The sequence below is a fragment of the Candidatus Methanoperedens sp. genome, from assembly GCA_027460525.1.
Classification (GTDB): Archaea; Halobacteriota; Methanosarcinia; order Methanosarcinales; family Methanoperedenaceae; genus Methanoperedens.
This window is the reverse complement of sequence record JAPZAS010000017.1, coordinates 58,327-74,510: the sequence shown is the minus strand read 5'-3', so window position 1 is coordinate 74,510 and position 16,184 is coordinate 58,327. Positions and strand designations below refer to the sequence as shown.

General features: G+C 42.7%; 19 protein-coding genes, 1 tRNA gene and 1 pseudogene. 18 read left to right on the top strand and 3 right to left on the bottom strand.

The annotated features are described in order from the left end of the window. The 8 genes from O8C68_06900 to fabG all read left to right on the top strand — a co-directional run. A partial coding sequence (locus O8C68_06900; GenBank protein ID MCZ7395529.1) for an ISNCY family transposase occupies nucleotides 1-212 on the top strand: 212 nt, incomplete at its 5' end. Nucleotides 213-470: 258 nt separating this feature from the next. Further along, nucleotides 471-791, top strand: coding sequence for a DUF2551 domain-containing protein (locus O8C68_06895; GenBank protein MCZ7395528.1), 321 nt, complete (start codon nucleotides 471-473; stop codon nucleotides 789-791). Nucleotides 792-964: 173 nt separating this feature from the next. Then, nucleotides 965-1,291 carry a hypothetical protein gene (locus O8C68_06890; GenBank protein ID MCZ7395527.1) on the top strand — a complete coding sequence of 109 codons (327 nt, stop codon included), beginning with the start codon at nucleotides 965-967 and terminating at the stop codon, nucleotides 1,289-1,291. 11 nt (nucleotides 1,292-1,302) lie between these two features. Continuing rightward, nucleotides 1,303-1,494 (top strand): hypothetical protein, encoded by a 192-nt coding sequence (locus O8C68_06885; GenBank protein MCZ7395526.1) that lies wholly within the window; start codon nucleotides 1,303-1,305, stop codon nucleotides 1,492-1,494. Nucleotides 1,495-1,540: 46 nt separating this feature from the next. Then, nucleotides 1,541-2,647, top strand: a complete 1,107-nt coding sequence (locus tag O8C68_06880; protein ID MCZ7395525.1) for a hypothetical protein — start codon at nucleotides 1,541-1,543, stop codon at nucleotides 2,645-2,647. Beyond that, nucleotides 2,644-3,198: a hypothetical protein gene (locus tag O8C68_06875; GenBank protein MCZ7395524.1), complete on the top strand. Its 555-nt coding sequence runs from the start codon at nucleotides 2,644-2,646 to the stop codon at nucleotides 3,196-3,198. The genes O8C68_06880 and O8C68_06875 overlap by 4 nt, the downstream gene beginning before the upstream one ends. 30 nt (nucleotides 3,199-3,228) lie before the next feature. Next, a complete protein-coding gene (gene phaC / locus O8C68_06870; GenBank protein MCZ7395523.1) occupies nucleotides 3,229-4,365 on the top strand; it encodes a class III poly(R)-hydroxyalkanoic acid synthase subunit PhaC in 1,137 nt (378 codons plus the stop codon). After that, complete coding sequence (fabG, locus tag O8C68_06865; protein ID MCZ7395522.1) at nucleotides 4,362-5,099, top strand: 3-oxoacyl-ACP reductase FabG; 738 nt, start codon at nucleotides 4,362-4,364, stop codon at nucleotides 5,097-5,099. Before phaC ends, fabG begins: the two co-directional genes overlap by 4 nt. Nucleotides 5,100-5,312: 213 nt before the next feature. Here the strand turns inward: fabG and O8C68_06860 are convergent. Further along, nucleotides 5,313-5,398 (bottom strand) — tRNA-Ser (locus O8C68_06860). A gap of 158 nt (nucleotides 5,399-5,556) precedes the next feature. Here O8C68_06860 and O8C68_06855 point away from each other — a divergent pair. The 5 genes and pseudogenes from O8C68_06855 (at nucleotide 5,557) to O8C68_06835 (ending at nucleotide 9,745) form a co-directional block, all read left to right on the top strand. Then, nucleotides 5,557-5,707, top strand: a pseudogene (locus O8C68_06855) (glucose-1-phosphate thymidylyltransferase). 290 nt (nucleotides 5,708-5,997) lie between these two features. Beyond that, entirely contained in the window at nucleotides 5,998-7,107 is a 1,110-nt protein-coding gene (locus tag O8C68_06850) for a DegT/DnrJ/EryC1/StrS family aminotransferase (protein MCZ7395521.1), read from the top strand. Next, a complete protein-coding gene (locus tag O8C68_06845; protein ID MCZ7395520.1) occupies nucleotides 7,104-8,015 on the top strand; it encodes a Gfo/Idh/MocA family oxidoreductase in 912 nt (303 codons plus the stop codon). The genes O8C68_06850 and O8C68_06845 overlap by 4 nt, the downstream gene beginning before the upstream one ends. Then, complete coding sequence (locus O8C68_06840; protein ID MCZ7395519.1) at nucleotides 8,012-8,578, top strand: acyltransferase; 567 nt, start codon at nucleotides 8,012-8,014, stop codon at nucleotides 8,576-8,578. Before O8C68_06845 ends, O8C68_06840 begins: the two co-directional genes overlap by 4 nt. Nucleotides 8,579-8,581: 3 nt before the next feature. Then, nucleotides 8,582-9,745, top strand: a complete 1,164-nt coding sequence (locus O8C68_06835) for a nucleotide sugar dehydrogenase (protein ID MCZ7395518.1) — start codon at nucleotides 8,582-8,584, stop codon at nucleotides 9,743-9,745. A 326-nt stretch (nucleotides 9,746-10,071) separates the two neighbouring features. Here O8C68_06835 and O8C68_06830 read toward each other — a convergent pair whose 3' ends face one another. Then, nucleotides 10,072-10,800: a hypothetical protein gene (locus tag O8C68_06830; GenBank protein MCZ7395517.1), complete on the bottom strand. Its 729-nt coding sequence runs from the start codon at nucleotides 10,798-10,800 to the stop codon at nucleotides 10,072-10,074. Nucleotides 10,801-11,365: 565 nt separating this feature from the next. Continuing rightward, entirely contained in the window at nucleotides 11,366-11,572 is a 207-nt protein-coding gene (locus O8C68_06825; GenBank protein ID MCZ7395516.1) for a hypothetical protein, read from the bottom strand. Nucleotides 11,573-11,826: 254 nt separating this feature from the next. Between O8C68_06825 and O8C68_06820 the strand changes: the two genes are divergently transcribed. The 5 genes from O8C68_06820 (at nucleotide 11,827) to wecB (O8C68_06800) (ending at nucleotide 16,174) form a co-directional block, all read left to right on the top strand. Further along, nucleotides 11,827-12,090: a CopG family antitoxin gene (locus O8C68_06820; GenBank protein MCZ7395515.1), complete on the top strand. Its 264-nt coding sequence runs from the start codon at nucleotides 11,827-11,829 to the stop codon at nucleotides 12,088-12,090. A 792-nt stretch (nucleotides 12,091-12,882) separates the two neighbouring features. Continuing rightward, a complete protein-coding gene (locus tag O8C68_06815) occupies nucleotides 12,883-13,140 on the top strand; it encodes a CopG family antitoxin (protein MCZ7395514.1) in 258 nt (85 codons plus the stop codon). Nucleotides 13,141-13,439: 299 nt separating this feature from the next. After that, nucleotides 13,440-14,513, top strand: coding sequence for a UDP-N-acetylglucosamine 2-epimerase (non-hydrolyzing) (wecB, locus tag O8C68_06810; GenBank protein ID MCZ7395513.1), 1,074 nt, complete (start codon nucleotides 13,440-13,442; stop codon nucleotides 14,511-14,513). Between the two features lie 219 nt (nucleotides 14,514-14,732). Then, on the top strand, nucleotides 14,733-15,083 hold the full coding sequence (locus O8C68_06805; protein MCZ7395512.1) for a hypothetical protein: 351 nt from the start codon (nucleotides 14,733-14,735) through the stop codon (nucleotides 15,081-15,083). A 5-nt stretch (nucleotides 15,084-15,088) separates the two neighbouring features. Then, a complete protein-coding gene (gene wecB / locus O8C68_06800) occupies nucleotides 15,089-16,174 on the top strand; it encodes a UDP-N-acetylglucosamine 2-epimerase (non-hydrolyzing) (protein MCZ7395511.1) in 1,086 nt (361 codons plus the stop codon). The last annotated feature ends 10 nt before the right edge of the window (nucleotides 16,175-16,184 follow it).

Below are 16,184 nucleotides of genomic sequence, written 5' to 3'. Positions count from 1 at the left end.
CATGGAAGTGGAAGGATACAATGGAGGAGTTTATAGATAATACGATTATTTACCTTGGACAATATTTTCTCCGAAATAATTCTGAATCTGGATTTTCAGCGGATAAGAGGTGTTTTGGATGGACGGTGGGACAAAAAAGGGATGATAGAATTGAAACTGCTTTATTTTGCACTGGCGTCTGGCACAATTTGCTAAACTTGTACCCGACTTAATTCTGTCCCACAGCCGGGTTGTGAGCATTAGAACCCAAAATTCAACAGAACTTTTCTAATGGGTTCAGGAAAGACCTCTGAATTAATTCAGGGGACTAATCAGATGTGAATTAAATGGAATTTAAAGAAATAAATGTACCAGAGGGTATCGTCCAGCAAATTGATCATGACGGGGCATTTGCTGACATCGCAGTTGATGTGGGAAATAGAGATCATATCTATTCCAATGTCAATCTTGATGTGTTATATGGAGATACTATGGAGAAACTAAAATTAAGAATAGTGAGGCGCCTTGAGGTTTATCTGGAATTGGATATCGATGGGCTTAGGAAGTTCATAATTAATATTCTACTTAAAGTAAAGAAGGTAACAGTAGACCTGTTATATCAGGAACTCAATAAGAAATTCAAGGTTTCCTATAGAGCAGTTGCCTCAATTCTGGGTTATATTCATTCAAAGCTTGGTATCCTACATGCGGTCAAAGAATCTTATAAAATACCTATTGTGTATTCCTTAAGAGAAGAGTATTTGGATATAATTAATAGCTCATTGCATAAGAATACACAATGTAATGATTAATCATAAATGCAATCATTAATATTTAAAAAAAATTATATATGATAGTATAACTATATATGTGATGGTGACCGTTAGTAAATAGCCCGATATGTTAAGGTTGCGGGGTTGTGAATAATTAGAACCCAAAAAACAGCAGAACTTTTCTACTGGGTTCAGGATAGTAGGTGAATTAAATGGAATTTAAAGAAATAAATGTACCGGAAGGTATCGTCCAGCAAATTGATCATGAAGGGCCGTTTGCTGACATCGCGGTGGATGTGGGAAATGGAAATTATATCTATTCCAATATCAACCTTGATGTGTTACATGAAGATACGCTTGAAGATATAGAGAAGACAATAGGGTCTGTTCCTGTTTTCATGAGATATCTTCCCAAAAAAGTACTCATCCATAACTGGTCTTCATGGAAGATGGTTGATGAGATAAACATGGAAAGAGCAAGATACCTGCTAAGTACCGACGAAATATTAGAAGAAATGTTGGACAAAACCCAGGGGTAGGTTGTTAACACATGGATATATTTGATGTATTGACAGCAATTTCAAAAAGAAAGATGGCATTCATGCATGCAGGTGTGAACGAAAATGAAGCCTTGGTCAAGGCTGAATTTTATGTATCTAAAGATTATCACATACCGTTGCTTGATATCAAAAAGTTGTTGGGAGTGAGATTCATTCCTACTGGACTGGTTGAGAATAAATAAAGACCCCGCATTTAAATATGGGGACTAAATATAAGAGATGAATAATATGGTTAGAAAAACTGAAGAAAGAAAAGATATACACGAAGAGAAAAAGGATATTTTCAAGACTTGCGAAGACAGCTACACAGCAGTTTCAAAAATGTGGGAGGATTCCTACTTAAAACTATACAAGCCCTGGTTCGAATCCACAGAAGCGTTGTTCGGGAAAGCGTTTGAACTCTCAAAAGATGCTACACCAGAAAAATTTAAGGAATTTTATGGTGAATGGATGAAAACGTCACAGAACAGCTTCGGAAAATTTTATGAAATCCCGACGCTGGAGTCAAACAAGGAAACATTTGAGAAACTCTTGAGTAGCGCAGAGGAATCGAATAAAATCTACAGGTCATGGATCGCGGAATTAGAGGAGAATTCCAGGGCTACCCGCGAAGTACTCCAGGGCGAAGCAGATCCTGCAAAATATAAAGGAGTCTATGAGATGTGGATCAAATCATATGGAAAAATGCTCGACGAGCTTCTTACTCTGCCATTGCGGCAAAATATGAAAGAGATCTTTGAGAACATCACAGGAGTACCGGATTTCTATTCAGAGACATTTGAGCAGATATCAAAACTATGGAAAGATTCATACGCAAAGCTATACGTGCCTTATATCGACTCGATGCTGAAGCTTTCTGCGAAATCAGCAGAGATCTCCCGGGGGAATGCGAGCCCTGAAGCTTATAAGGAATTTTATACCTTATGGATGAATACCTATCAGGAGACCTATGGCAGGTTATTTGATGCCCAGTCAATGCGGCCTTCAAAGGAAGTACTGGAGTATTTCCTGCGGAGTGCAAACGTTAATCTGAACCTCTACAAGTCCTGGATAGCAACCCTTGAAAAACTGTCACAGAAAGCCAAGGAACTATCAGAACAGAGCGCAGATCCGGAGACAAATAAAGAATTTTATAATCTCTGGGCACAAACGTATGAAAAGGCATTTGACAACTTCTTTGAGAACACGCCTACAGTCAGCCCGTTTAAAGAGATTCTGGAGCCTGTAAAAAATGCAGCAAAGATATATGCAGACGTATTCACCAGCATATCCAAGATGTGGGTGAAGTCGGGTGTTCATTCAGCGTCAGCGTATCCGGGAAAGCATACAACATGAGTATGGAAAAATCCAGTTTTGAATCCACCCAGGAATTTTTTGACATGGGGTTAAAGGCATACGAAGCTACCTATGGCAGGCTAATCGAAATGCCTGCCCTGGGTCCAACGCGTGAGAAATCCGAAAAATTGATGAAGGGTTTCTCAAACTTTGTTAACCTTTATACGACCTGGATGGATTCCAATGTCAATCTCCAGGGTGTATTCATGGAAGCAATGCGCAGAATGCATGAGAAGACTGCGACCGAGATGGATGGAGAAATCAGCCCTGAGAAGTATAAAGATTTTTACAGGATCTGGATCGAAACATATAGTGAGACCTTTAAGGAATTCCTGAAATCAGGTCACTTTTCGGAGGACACAGGGAAATTCATGTCATACTTCATGGAGTACCAAAAATACAACCGTGAGATGCTTGAAGAGAATTATTTGAAACCAATGAATCTCCCAACGAAGAAAGAAATCGATGAGATAAACAAAGAGTTGTATTCTCTTAAGAAAACTGTAAAGGAATTAACCAGCCAGATCAAAGAACGACCAGAGACAAACTGATTCTTTCTTTTTTTGAAGGAGAAAACAAACATGAACGAGCTTATTTTAATAGAAGATTTTAAGAAATTCAAACTGGGGATGGAGCTTTTCCTGAGTCCACCTGATTTTTCCGTTGGAACAACGCCTTCAGAGATCATTTATACCGAAGATAAGATGAGACTTCTCCATTATATCCCAACCGTGGAAAAACCATATACAGTTCCAGTACTCGTAGTGTACGCGCTTGTGAACAGGTACTACATTCTTGACCTCCAGCCTGATAAAAGTGTTATAAAGAAGCTGCTGGATGAAGGTTTTGATGTCTATGTCATTGACTGGGGATATCCATCAGGCGCAGACAGATATCTTACAATTGATGATTATGTGAATGGTTATATAAATAATGCTGTGGATAGGATCAGAGAAGGGTCAGGATTGGATAAGATAACGCTGCTCGGCGTATGCCAGGGAGGGACTTTTTCTGTGATGTACGCCGCACTTCATCCTGAAAAACTGAAAAACCTGGTTGCTTTGGTGGCTCCTGTGAACTTTGACACAGATAAAGGACTTCTTCATCTCTGGGCAAAGAGCCTGGACGTGGACAGGATTGTGGATTACTACGGAATAGTGCCCGGGGATTTCCTGAATTCGGGATTCTTGCTCACAGACCCATTCAGGCTTATGATCGATAAATATGTAGGTCTATTTGAGCGAATGGAAAATGAACCTTGTGATGCTGCATGCAAGCTTCGCAACGAAGAAACTGTCAGGAACTTTTTGAGAATGGAGAAATGGATATTCGACAGTCCTGACCAGGCGGGTGAGACCTTCAGGCAGTTCTTCAAAGACTGCTATCAGAAGAACCTACTTATCAAGAATGAGATGATGCTCGATGGTAAGAAAATTAATTTAAAAAATATAACCATGCCGCTTCTTAATGTAATGGCAGAATTTGACCACCTCGTTCCCAATGATGCAAGTAAACCTCTGATGGATGCAGTATCAAGTTCGGATAAAGAGACTCTGGTCTTCCCGACCGGTCATATAGGAATATTTGTGGGCTCCAAATCCCAGAAAGAGGTCTGCCCCAGGATTGCTGAGTGGTTGAGGCCGAGGTCACTCGTGGATGGAGAAAAGAAGATTGAACAAAAAAGAAAGAGTCGGGAAATAGGAGTGAAGATAAAATGAGACTTGAAAACAAAGTTGCAGTTATTACAGGAGCAGGAAGCGGTATTGGTAAAGAGACTGCGCTCCTGTTTGCAAAAGAAGGAGCCATAGTTGTTGTAGCCGATATGAATGAAAGGGCTGGCGAGGAGACAGTAGAAGAGATCAAGAAAAATGGAGAGGGATTTTTTGTTAAACTGGATGTATCCAACAGGGAACAAACAAAACAGATGGTTAAAATCACTCTGGAAAAATATGGTAAAATAGACGTTTTGGTAAATAATGCAGGCATTGTTCAGGATGCCTTTTTATCAAAAATGACTGAGGAACAGTGGGATAAGGTTATCAACGTCAATCTTAAAGGAGTTTTTAACTGCACCCAGGCTGTTGTTGAAGTCATGATGAACCAGGGTAATGGGGTAATTATCAATACATCTTCGATCGTAGGGCTCAACGGCAATGTCGGTCAGGTCAATTATGCTGCAACCAAAGCCGGTCTGATTGGCATGACAAAGACTCTGGCAAAGGAACTCGGAAAAAAAGGGATAAGGGTCAATGCAGTAGCCCCAGGATTTATAATGACTCCGATGACCTCAAATGTACCTGAAAAAATTCTTGAAATGATGAAAGAAAAAACTCCATTGCGCAGACTGGGAGACGCAAAGGATGTTGCGTATGCATATTTGTATCTTGCTTCAGATGAGGCGAAGTTCATTAATGGTGCAGTTCTTTGTGTTGATGGCGGACTAGTAATATAGTATTTATGATGAAATAGGTGAGAAAAATGAATAACGTAGTTATTGTATCGGCAACAAGAACTGCAGTCGGGAAATTCGGGGGTCTGACCTAATCAATTTCCTCTTTAAATCATAGATGTCCATAGTCTATCACCACATTCTTTTCGAGAATATAATCCAGGAGGTAAGTACTGGTGAAAGTGTACTAAATAAGGCGCTTAACAAAAATTTAAGCGCCGAGGTAGGGATTTGAACCCTAGCTTACCAAAAGGTAAAACAGGTCTCGAGCCTGCCGCGTTAGTCCGCTCTGCCACCTCGGCATAGTATGTTTTTAATATAGTTTGTTAGCTATTAACTTGACGCTATAATAGTTTTCCACCCTATTGTTTTTTATGTAAAAGATTGATTTGCATAATCTTGGTGAAATTAATACCCTCGACGGCGCCAGGGTTGACCTTGAAGATGGATGGATCATTTTATGAAAGGAACACACATCGGGCATTCGAGCTATGTCGGGGACAGCATCATCGGAGAAGGCTGCAATTTCAGAGCAGGAACAAAGGTGGCGAATCCACGATGACAGAACGGTACTGGTAGAAACCGGGGGGAAGAAATTTGATTCGGGAAAAACTGACAATCCCCAAACAAACCTATCTTTAAATACTTTTCAGGAGTTATTTACTCCAATAACATGCCTAACAGCCTCAAAAAATACTACCGCGCCCCTCTCTACTGCAACCCCATCGCCATGATGCTGAACTCGGCGTTCGCAGCGTTCTTCGGTCTCTTGTTCCGGATAGTGGCGGCACGAACGATGTCCTCGAAAGATATGGGGCTTGCGACCGCGGTGATATCGGCGGCTGGGGTTATTATTGGGCTTTCGAGACGTGGAATGCCGGTATGATATAACAGGATTAATATGAAGAGACATATTCCAATAGCAAGACCAATTACAACTGATGAAGAACTGAAAGCCATTGAAGAAGTGTTAAAATCAGGGATGCTTGCACAAGGAAAGGCTGTCAATGAATTCGAGAATCTTTTTTCAGATTATATCGGGGTGAAAAATGCTATTGCGGTTAGCAATGGCACTGTTGCTTTGGATGTTGCTCTGAAGGCTTTAGGAATCAAAGAGGGTGACGAAGTCATAACTACACCTTTTACCTTTATAGCTACTGCAAACTCGATCCTCTACCAGAAAGCTAAACCCGTTTTTGCTGACGTGGATGAGCGGACTTTTAATATTAATCCAGCGGATGTTTTAAATAAAATAACCGCAAAAACCAAAGCAATAATCGGGGTGCATCTGTTTGGGCATCCATTCGATGTAAAAGCCATACAGGAGATTTGTGAAGACCATAAATTACTGCTGGTCGAAGACTGCGCGCAGGCTCACGGCGCAGAGTATCAGGGAAAGAAGGTCGGAAGTTTTGGTACCGGATGTTTTTCATTTTATCCCACAAAGAACATCACGACTGGGGAAGGAGGCATAATAACAACAGATAATGATGAGGTTTCGGGGTCATCCAGGTTACTCAGGAACCACGGGCAAAGTTCAAAATATTTTCATACAGTATTAGGATATAATTACCGCATGACAGATATACAGGCGGCGATCGGCATAGTTCAGCTTAAAAAATTGGATGGATTTAACGGAAAAAGGATACATAACGCAGAGTATCTAAATAAACACATAAAAGCAGATGGAATAATCACGCCGCATAAGGATAACAGCGTTAAGCATGTTTATCACCAGTATGTAGTAATAATCGATAGAGATTCAATAGACCGTGAAGAGTTTATCAAATATCTGACCGACAATGGCATCGGATGCGCAGTCCATTATCCACTACCTATTTTTAAGCAACCGCTATATCAGGAATTGGGCTATACTGATAAAAATGTTAAATGCCCGGTTGCAGGGGAATTAGCAAACACGGTTTTAAGTTTGCCTGTACATCCGGCGCTAACAGAAGAAGATTTAAAATATATTGCAGATACTATAAATAATTTTGAGGAATTCGAATGAAAATTGGTATCATTGGAACAGGAACGATGGGGAGAAACCATGCCAGGGTATATTCCGAGTTCAAAGGGGTCGAAGATATTTATGTTTTTGACCTGAATAAGAATAATGTCAATGAGATGAGGAAACTCGGGTTCATTGTTTGCGATTCTGTGGATGAATTGCTGGATTATGTCGAGGCTGTAAGCATCTGCGTTCCAACTAAATACCATCTGGAAGTCGCAAAAGCGGCTATTGAAAAAAACGTCCCTTGCCTGATAGAAAAACCAGTGACAATATCTGTTGAAGAAGGAGAAAAATTATTAAATATCCTGAAAAACAAAAATCTGATCGTTGGCGTGGGGCAGATTGAGCGTTTTAATCCAATTATAAATGAAATCAAAAAAATGATTGTAAATCCCTTTTTCGTTGAATTGAGGAGGCATAATCCTTTATCGTCAAGAGTAACCGATAGTTCCGTGGTTGAGGATTTGATGATACACGATATAGATATTGTATTTAATGTTTTATTTAATAATGATAGTTATAAAATTTACAGTGGCGGAACTGCCGATGTCTGCAAAGCCATGGTCGTGTTCGGTGGTTCCATTGCCTCTATTTCTGCAAGCAGAAGAGCCTGTAAAAAAATAAGGACAATTTATATTGAAGATGAAAATTTCACTATAGAAGGGGATTTTATGGCTCAGGAAATTTATACCTACTGGAAACCAGAAAAGTATGGTATAGATAGAGAGAAGTATACGCAGGAGAACATTATTGAGAAGGTTCTGGTCAATAAGGTGGAACCATTGAAAGTTGAATTGAGAACATTTATTGATTGTGTAAAAAAGAACACAGAGTTCCCTGTTACGCCTGAGCAGGCTTTAAATAATCTCAGGATATGCGAAAAGATAAAAACGGGCTTTGAATGAACTATTATAAACACCCTACGGCAATAGTAGAAAGCGTTGAAATTGGAGAAGGATCCAAAATATGGCATTTTGTACACATCAGAGAACATGCTATAATTGGAAAGAACTGCAATATAGGAAAGAGTGTTTATGTTGATGCAGAAGTCAAAATAGGAGATAATGTAAAAATCCAGAATTTTGCATCGATATACAGGGGCGTTGAAATAAAAGATGATGTTTTCATCGGTCCCTCTGCTGTTTTTACAAATGACCTGTATCCAAGGGCATCTATCTGGGGAGAAGAGCGGATAGTTCCTACAATTGTAAAAAAAGGCTCAAGCATAGGTGCTAATGCAACCATTATTTGCGGGGTGACGGTTGGAGAGTACGCTATGGTCGGCGCAGGAAGCGTTGTTACAAAAGATGTACCTCCATTCAGTCTGGTTTTTGGAAATCCTGCCCGGATGAGAGGTTCTGTTTGCTATTGCGGGAAAAGATTGAGTGAAATCATGGATGATGGAGAGGACGAGGTCGTTTATAAATGTGAATGCGGGAAAATAGTCAAAATTATGAAAGAGTGGTGAACAATGCATAGAATAGCAGTGATCGGTCTGGGGAAGGCTGGATTGCCTCTCGCAAGCGTGATTGCGGACAGCGGATTTGAAGTTACTGGTGTGGATATAGATGAGAGAAAATGTGGTCTTATTAACAGGGGTATAAATCCAATCCCTGATGAACAGGGTTTAGACGAATTGATCACAAAACATGGCGGAAAAAATTTAATCGCAACGGCAGAATATAAAGACGCAAAGGATTCTAATTTTTTTATTGTTATCGTTCCGTTATTTATCGATGAAAATCACATCCCTGATTATGATATTTTGGAGAATGCTTTCAGAAATATAGGAAAGATTTTGAAAAAGGGCGATTGCGTTGTTTTAGAAACCACAGTCCCGCCATTGATTACCGAGACAAGTGTTAAAGGTTGGCTGGAAGAGGAAAGCAGCCTGAAATTTGGTGATTTTTATCTTGCGTATTCTCCTGAGAGAATTATGACCGGATACAGCATTTCCAGGTTAAGGGAGTTCCCAAAGGTCATCGGTGGCGTGGACGAGAAAAGCGGGAAAATAGCGTTTGAAGTTTACAATACGTTTATCCCGAACCTGCATTTAGTATCATCTGCAAGGGTTGCGGAGTTTATTAAGGTCATTGAAGGATGTTACAGGGATGTGAATATCGCCCTGGCAAATGAGCTGTTCAAGATCGCCGGTGAACTGGGCATTGATTTTTATGAAGCTAGGGAATATGCAAATCACCAATACTGCAACATCCACCTGCCGTCTACTGGAGTTGGCGGACACTGCATCCCATTTTACCCGTGGTTTTTGATCAAGGAAATGGAGCGGAGAACTAAATATGATTATGGTAGTTTATTGAGAACTTCAAGAGAGATAAACGACCAGATGATAAATTACTGGGCTGAGAGGATCATCCTGAAATGTTTGAGGATCAATAAATCATTAGGGGAAGTAAAAATATGCGTCAGGGGGATAACGTACAGGGAGGGGATTAAAGAACTGATTAACAGCATGAACCTGGCTCTTGTGAAACTGCTGATGAAAAAGGGTTTGAAAGTGTACGCTTACGATGAGCTGTTTACTCAAGAGGAGATTGAGAGCATGGGTTTAAGGTTCATAAAGCCAGATGATGCGGATATAGTGTTTGATTGCTTTAAATTGGCGATAGAATGATGAAAATCGTCTCTCTCGTCGGCGCCCGCCCCCAGTTCATCAAGTGCGCGCCGCTGTCCCGCGAACTGCGAAAGGAGCATGGGGAGGTGCTGGTGCACACGGGACAGGAATACTAATATGAGATGGATGATGGTTTTTTGAGAGAGGAATAGCTCTAAACTCCTCTTCAGGATAGCTGGGGCGCGCACAATGCCAGCATCTGGCTTGCGACTACCGGCGGCGTGGGTTTCATAGAGAGCAATCTGGCAGGGAACTTTGTGGAAAACAAGGTGTAATTCAATGACCGTCCATGGGCAGGGTAGAAGAGATTTTATTGAGTTCTTAATTTACTTTTTTCTAACCACCACAACATCAGACGCAGTGAATGCCGTGCCTGTAGGGCTATTCTTTGCTTCGAGCAACCAAGTATACTTGCCAGCGATACTGGGGTTCTTGAGCGTGCCTTTAGCCACATCTACTGTAGCCTTTTCATGGCTCAGTATGGGACCTGGTATCCCTCCGAGAGAAAGGTTAAGGTAACCAGCGCTGATAGAACTAGGCTTGGTAAACTTGAGAGAAGTAGTACCGATGACCATGTTCGTTATAGGTAGACCTCTCTTGGTTCTGTAAGTACGACCGGAATCGGTTGAAAATCTTATATCAACGGTTTCTATTACAGTATTGTTTGAAATTATAATTACTATAACTTTAGGGTCATTCATCATTTTAAACCAAGTGTATTTGGCGATTGTCTTGCCCGACTGTGGGAGAGTGAAATTATAACCCTTTGGAATTGTTAGATTCAGGAAAAAAAATCCGCCATGAGGGGCGCTTTCTGTATTCATGGTAGCATGATATTCATCCTTCGAAGAATTAACGAAGGTATCATGTGGATCTATGTTCAGTTTTATACCTTGACCAGGAGCCTGAGCAGGTATCGACATTACTATCATTAAAATCGGAAATAAAACCAAAAATGTTAAAACAGACCGCAATAAATTGTTATACTTTTTATACATATTAATCTCCCTTACTTCGAATGCATGAAAGCTCCACCTTAATCCGCTAAAACCCATTACACCTCTTTACGATTTATAGTCATCGCTATAAATATTGTATAAATATTATGATGATAATCCGCGTGCATAGTTGAGTGATGTGGAGAGGCAAATGGTCCGATTGCATCATTTTTGATTTTGCGAAGCAAGCAAGAACATCTTTGTAAAACATTTGCCGCGCCGGGGTTGCGACCCCAGACCTTGTGCATGCGCCGCTCTTCGGCGGTAATAACGTATCGAGCCTATGGTTAAATCGTTGAGTTCACGACTAATCCTTTCCGGGCCGTTTTTGTTGTGTTGCTCTGCAATGGTCAACGTCATTGGTCTACGCGTTTCCATCTTCCCGGTAAGGTGGTTCATCAAGTGCGTACCGCTGTCCGAGAATTGTTGAAGGAGCATTGAGAATACAGCCGGGCGGGCACAGGAGGAAAGATTGGACTATGCTTAAAATGTTTAACAGTTCGGCGCGCCGATAGGCAAAAAGGGCAACCGATAGCGCAAATAACAAACCGCAGATGAACGCCCCGAGTCGCGCCTCGGGAGGGTGCAACCACCAGTCTCCGCGTGTCCAAAAGCGCCCTATTTATATATCCCACGTCATATCTAAGAGCAGAACATGAAGCTCATCTCCATCGTGGGCGCCCGCCCCCAGTTCATCAAGTGCGCGCCGCTGTCCCGGGAACTGCGAAAGGAGCATGAGGAGGTACTGGTGCATACGGGGCAGCACTGCGACTGAAAGAAACACCGTTCTAATCAGGCTGTGGCATGTCATGTGGTTGAAAGAGATCATCTGGATTGAAAAGTTCACATCAAAGATAGAGGTGAAGCATAATGTTACCGGCGAGGAAGTCGAAGACGCCTTGCTCTCAAATGGTTTATTTCGCCGCGCACAGCGAGGTAGAGTGAAAGGAGAAGATATTTATGTTGCATATGGTCGAACTCATTCAGGGCGGTATCTTTTTATAGTATTCATTTATAAATCACCTATGATAGCACTCATAATATCTGCAAGAGATATGACAGTTCAAGAGCGGAAATACTACAATGCCAAAAAAAGTTAAGAAAATACCGGAAGAGTTTAAAACATACGAAGAAGCTGCCGAGTTCTGGGATACCCATAACAGCGCAGACTACCTGGATGAATTTGAAGATGTGGAAATTAAGGTCGACATTCAGAAAAGACATTATCTAATAGAATTGGATTCCAGAACAGCAGAATTGCTTCAGGAATTGGCGAGGAAAAAAGGGGTTTCTGTCAATTATCTTGCAAACGAGTTGCTTCATGGTCAACTTGCAGAAGCGGAATAACCTTAATATATTTATCCAATTGGATATGGTTTTTTATGATTTTTGAATTTATGTGCGATGCGGGCGACAATTTACTGCAGATGAACGCCCCGAGTCGCGCCTCGGGAGGGCGCAACCACCAGCCTCCGCATGTCCAAAAGCGCCCTATTTATATATCCCGCGTCATATCTAAGAGCAGAACATGAAGCTCATCTCCATCGTTGGCGCCCGCCCCAGTTCATCAAATGCGCGCCGCTGTCCCGCGAACTGCGAAAGGAGCATGGGAAGGTGATGGTGCACACGGGGCAGGATGCTCATCGAAATTGAAAGGGTGCTTTTAAAAGAAGAACATGATATGGCGCTTGTGTTAGGCGAGACAAACTCAACGCTAACAGGCGTGCTGGCAGCATCCAACCTTGTATAAAAGCTGGGTATGTGATGGCAGGAGTGCGCAGTTTTGACAGAATGATACCTGAAGAGACCAACAGGTGTAATATGGAAGAAGCCTTTTTGGGAATGGATGGTGATATAAATAAGGATTGATAGGATAATCTGGCTTGATGAGATTGTTGAAAAAATACGCTATAAGCATAATGTTACTGTAACCGAAGTTGAAGATGTTTTTAAGAATAAACCAAAGTTCAGGCGTGGTCCAGCAGGAAATTATGTTAAAGAAAATATATATTATGCTCTTGGCAGCACAGATGCAAACCGTCTGTTATTCGTAGTCTTCATCTTCAAGAGAACAAACGAAGCATTAATAATAAGCGCACGAGAAATGGATACTAAGGAAAAATCAATATATTTAAAATTATGACAAAAAAAACACCAGATTTCAAATCGCTGGAAGAAGCGGCTGACTACTGGGATAGCCACAGTTTCGCAGAGTATATAGAAGACACAGAGCCGGTTGAAATCGAAGTTCATCTTGCTAAACGCAGGATAATGCTGGAGATAGATAGCGATCTTTCTGCAAAGCTTAATAAAATAGCCCAGAAGAAAAAAAAGAGCTATGATAAGCTGATCGGCTCATGGATACGTGAAAAAATAAACCAAGAAGCATCTAATTGAAGATATGACTTGATGTAGAAAACATTGCCCATATCTTCCAACAGTCCAGGCGCGCCAGTAGAAATCCCAAATAACCTCCGGTCTGAAAAATATTAACCGCAGATGAAAAAACTTATGAAAGTTTTATCAAACGAGGGGTATGCTTCGCATACCCCAACACTGCGTAAACCGAAGTCTCGGTTTATGAACGCCCCGAGTTGTGGCCCCCTGCAAGAACCGGGGCAACCACGAGCCCAAAAATCCTCGCATGTCCAAAAGCGCCCTATTTATATATCCCGCGTTATATCTAAGAGCAGAACATGAAGCTCATCTCTATCGTTGGCGCCCGCCCCCAGTTCATCAAGTGCGCGCCGCTGTCCCGCGAACTGCGAAAGGAGCATGAGGAGATACTGGTGCATACGGGGCAACACTATGATCATGAGATGTCGGATATATTTTTTGAGGAGCTAAATATCCCGAAACCTGATTACAATCTGGGCATCGGCTCAGGCAGCCACGGTGAGCAGACTGGAAAAATTCTCATCGAGATAGAAAAGGTGCTCATGAAAGAGAAGCCGGATCTGGTCATAGTCTACGGCGACACCAACTCCACCCTTGCAGGCGCGCTGGCTGCGGCGAAGCTCCATATAAAGGTGGCGCATGTGGAGGCGGGATTGCGCAGTTTTGACAGGAGCATGCCCGAGGAGATCAACAGGGTACTGACAGACCATACATCTGACCTGTTGTTTTGCCCTACGCAGACTGCGGTGGATAATCTGGCAAATGAAGGTATTACAGCAGGCGTGCATCTGGTGGGGGATGTGATGGTGGATGCGCTTGAGTATAATCTGAAGATAGCTGAGAAGAAATCCGGGATAATCGAGGAGCTTGCGCTTGAGAAGGGTAAGTATCTTGTGATCACAGTACACCGTCCGGGTAATACAGACAGCAGGGAGAACATGACGAATATCATCGGGGCGCTGCGTGAGGCAGGGAGGGTTGTGGTGTTCCCTGTGCATCCCAGGACTGAGAAATACCTGAGGGAATATGGGCTGCTGATGCCTGAGAATGTGAAGCTGATCAAGCCTCTGGGATATCTGGATATGCTGAGGCTGATGGCAAATGCCGGGAAGATACTGACCGATTCAGGGGGGATCCAGAAGGAGGCGTATGTGCTCGGAGTGCCATGCATCACGCTGCGGGAGAATACTGAATGGGTGGAGACGCTGGAGGGAGGGTGGAATGTGCTGGTGGGGGCGGAGAAGAGGAAAATATTAGAGGGGGTGCGCAGTTTGTCTCCAAGGGGTGGACAGAGGAAGGTTTTTGGCGGCAAGGGCGCAAGCAAAAGGATTCTCCAATTGGCACAATCTATGAATTTTCAAAAAAGATATTAAAATAGATTTATACAGTTATGGCGCACAGAAGAAACCAATTCAGCCTCCAGAACAAAACACCCACCCAATGATCGCAAAGTGCGCAAAGACACCAGCAGGTAATTTCAGAAGCGATGCGTCTCAAAAATAGACTTTCTTGAATTATATAATCACCGGCGCCGGCGCAGCCATCTGCACTACCTTTATTTATATATCCCGTGTCATATCTAAGAGCAGAACATGAAAATCATCTCTATCGTTGGCGCCCGTCCCCAGTTCATCAAGTGCGCACCGCTGTCCCGTGAACTTCGCAAGGTGTATGATTTTATCCCTATGCATACATATAATCTGACTGTGGAAGCTCTTTTAAGAGCAGGGAAGAAGCCTTCGGGCTATATGGTCGCTTTACTGGGCTGGGCGATCAGTAATTCGGTTTTTGTCAGGAACTTGCCCTCACAACGGCAGAAGCATTCTTTTATTGTGGATCGTCGGAATGTTGTGGATATGGATGGGTTCATTGGTGCAGGGTTTGTGTATAAGGTTATAGAGCGTGGGGATAAGAACAGCCCTCCGACAAAATATGGCAGTTGATTTTCATGAAGATCGCAATCATTCTCGGCACCCGCCCTGAGATTATAAAAATGAGCCCCATTATCCGTGAGTGTGAGCGGCGTGGTCTTGATTATTATATCCTGCACACAGGACAGCATTATTCTTTCGAGATGGACCGTGTGTTCTTTGAAGAACTCAACCTCCCGTCTGCACGCTACAATCTGGATGTTGGCTCAGGCACCCACGGTCGGCAGACTGCTACCATGCTTTCCGGCATTGAGGAGATCCTGATGCGGGATGTGCCTGATGTGGTTCTAGTGCAGGGTGATACCAATACCGTGCTTGCATGTGCTCTTGCAGCATCCAAACTTCACATTCTGGTGGGGCATGTGGAAGCAGGGCTTCGCAGTTTTGACCGCCGGATGCCTGAGGAGATAAACAGGGTAATTACCGATCATATCTCTGATTATCTTTTTGCGCCTACTGAGACGTCAAGGCGGTACCTTCTGGATGAGGGCATCCCTGATGAGCGTATTTTTGTCACAGGCAATACCATTGTGGATGCGGTGTACCAGAACCTTGAGATAGCAAAGGCAAAGGTGGAAATTCAGGAAAGGCTTGGTCTTGTTGAGGGCGAGTATTTCCTTGCCACTGTACACCGTGCCGAAAATGTGGATGACAGGGTGCGGCTTGCAGGGATTCTTGATGGTTTCAGACGTGTGTATGAGGAGTTCGGGATGCATGTCGTGTTTCCCGCACACCCGCGTACTGTAAAGATGATATCGGAGTTTGGATTTGATGTGCCCTCTGGTACGCTGATGATTGAACCTCTGGGGTATCTTGAGTTCTTGCAGCTTGAGAGCAGTGCGAAGCTTGTTTTATCCGATAGCGGGGGTTTGCAGGAAGAGGCATGTGTTCTGGGTGTTGGGTGTGTGACGTTGCGGGATAATACTGAGCGGCCTGAGACTGTGGAGGTGGGTGCGAATGTACTGGTGGGGTGTGATAGTGGGAGGATTGTTGAAGGTGTACGGAGGATGATGGGGAAAGATGGGAATTGGGTGAATCCGTATGGGGATGGGAAGGCGAGTGAAGAAATCGTGGAAATATTTTCGCAACTTAAGAAAAGTTAAGTCGGATGAA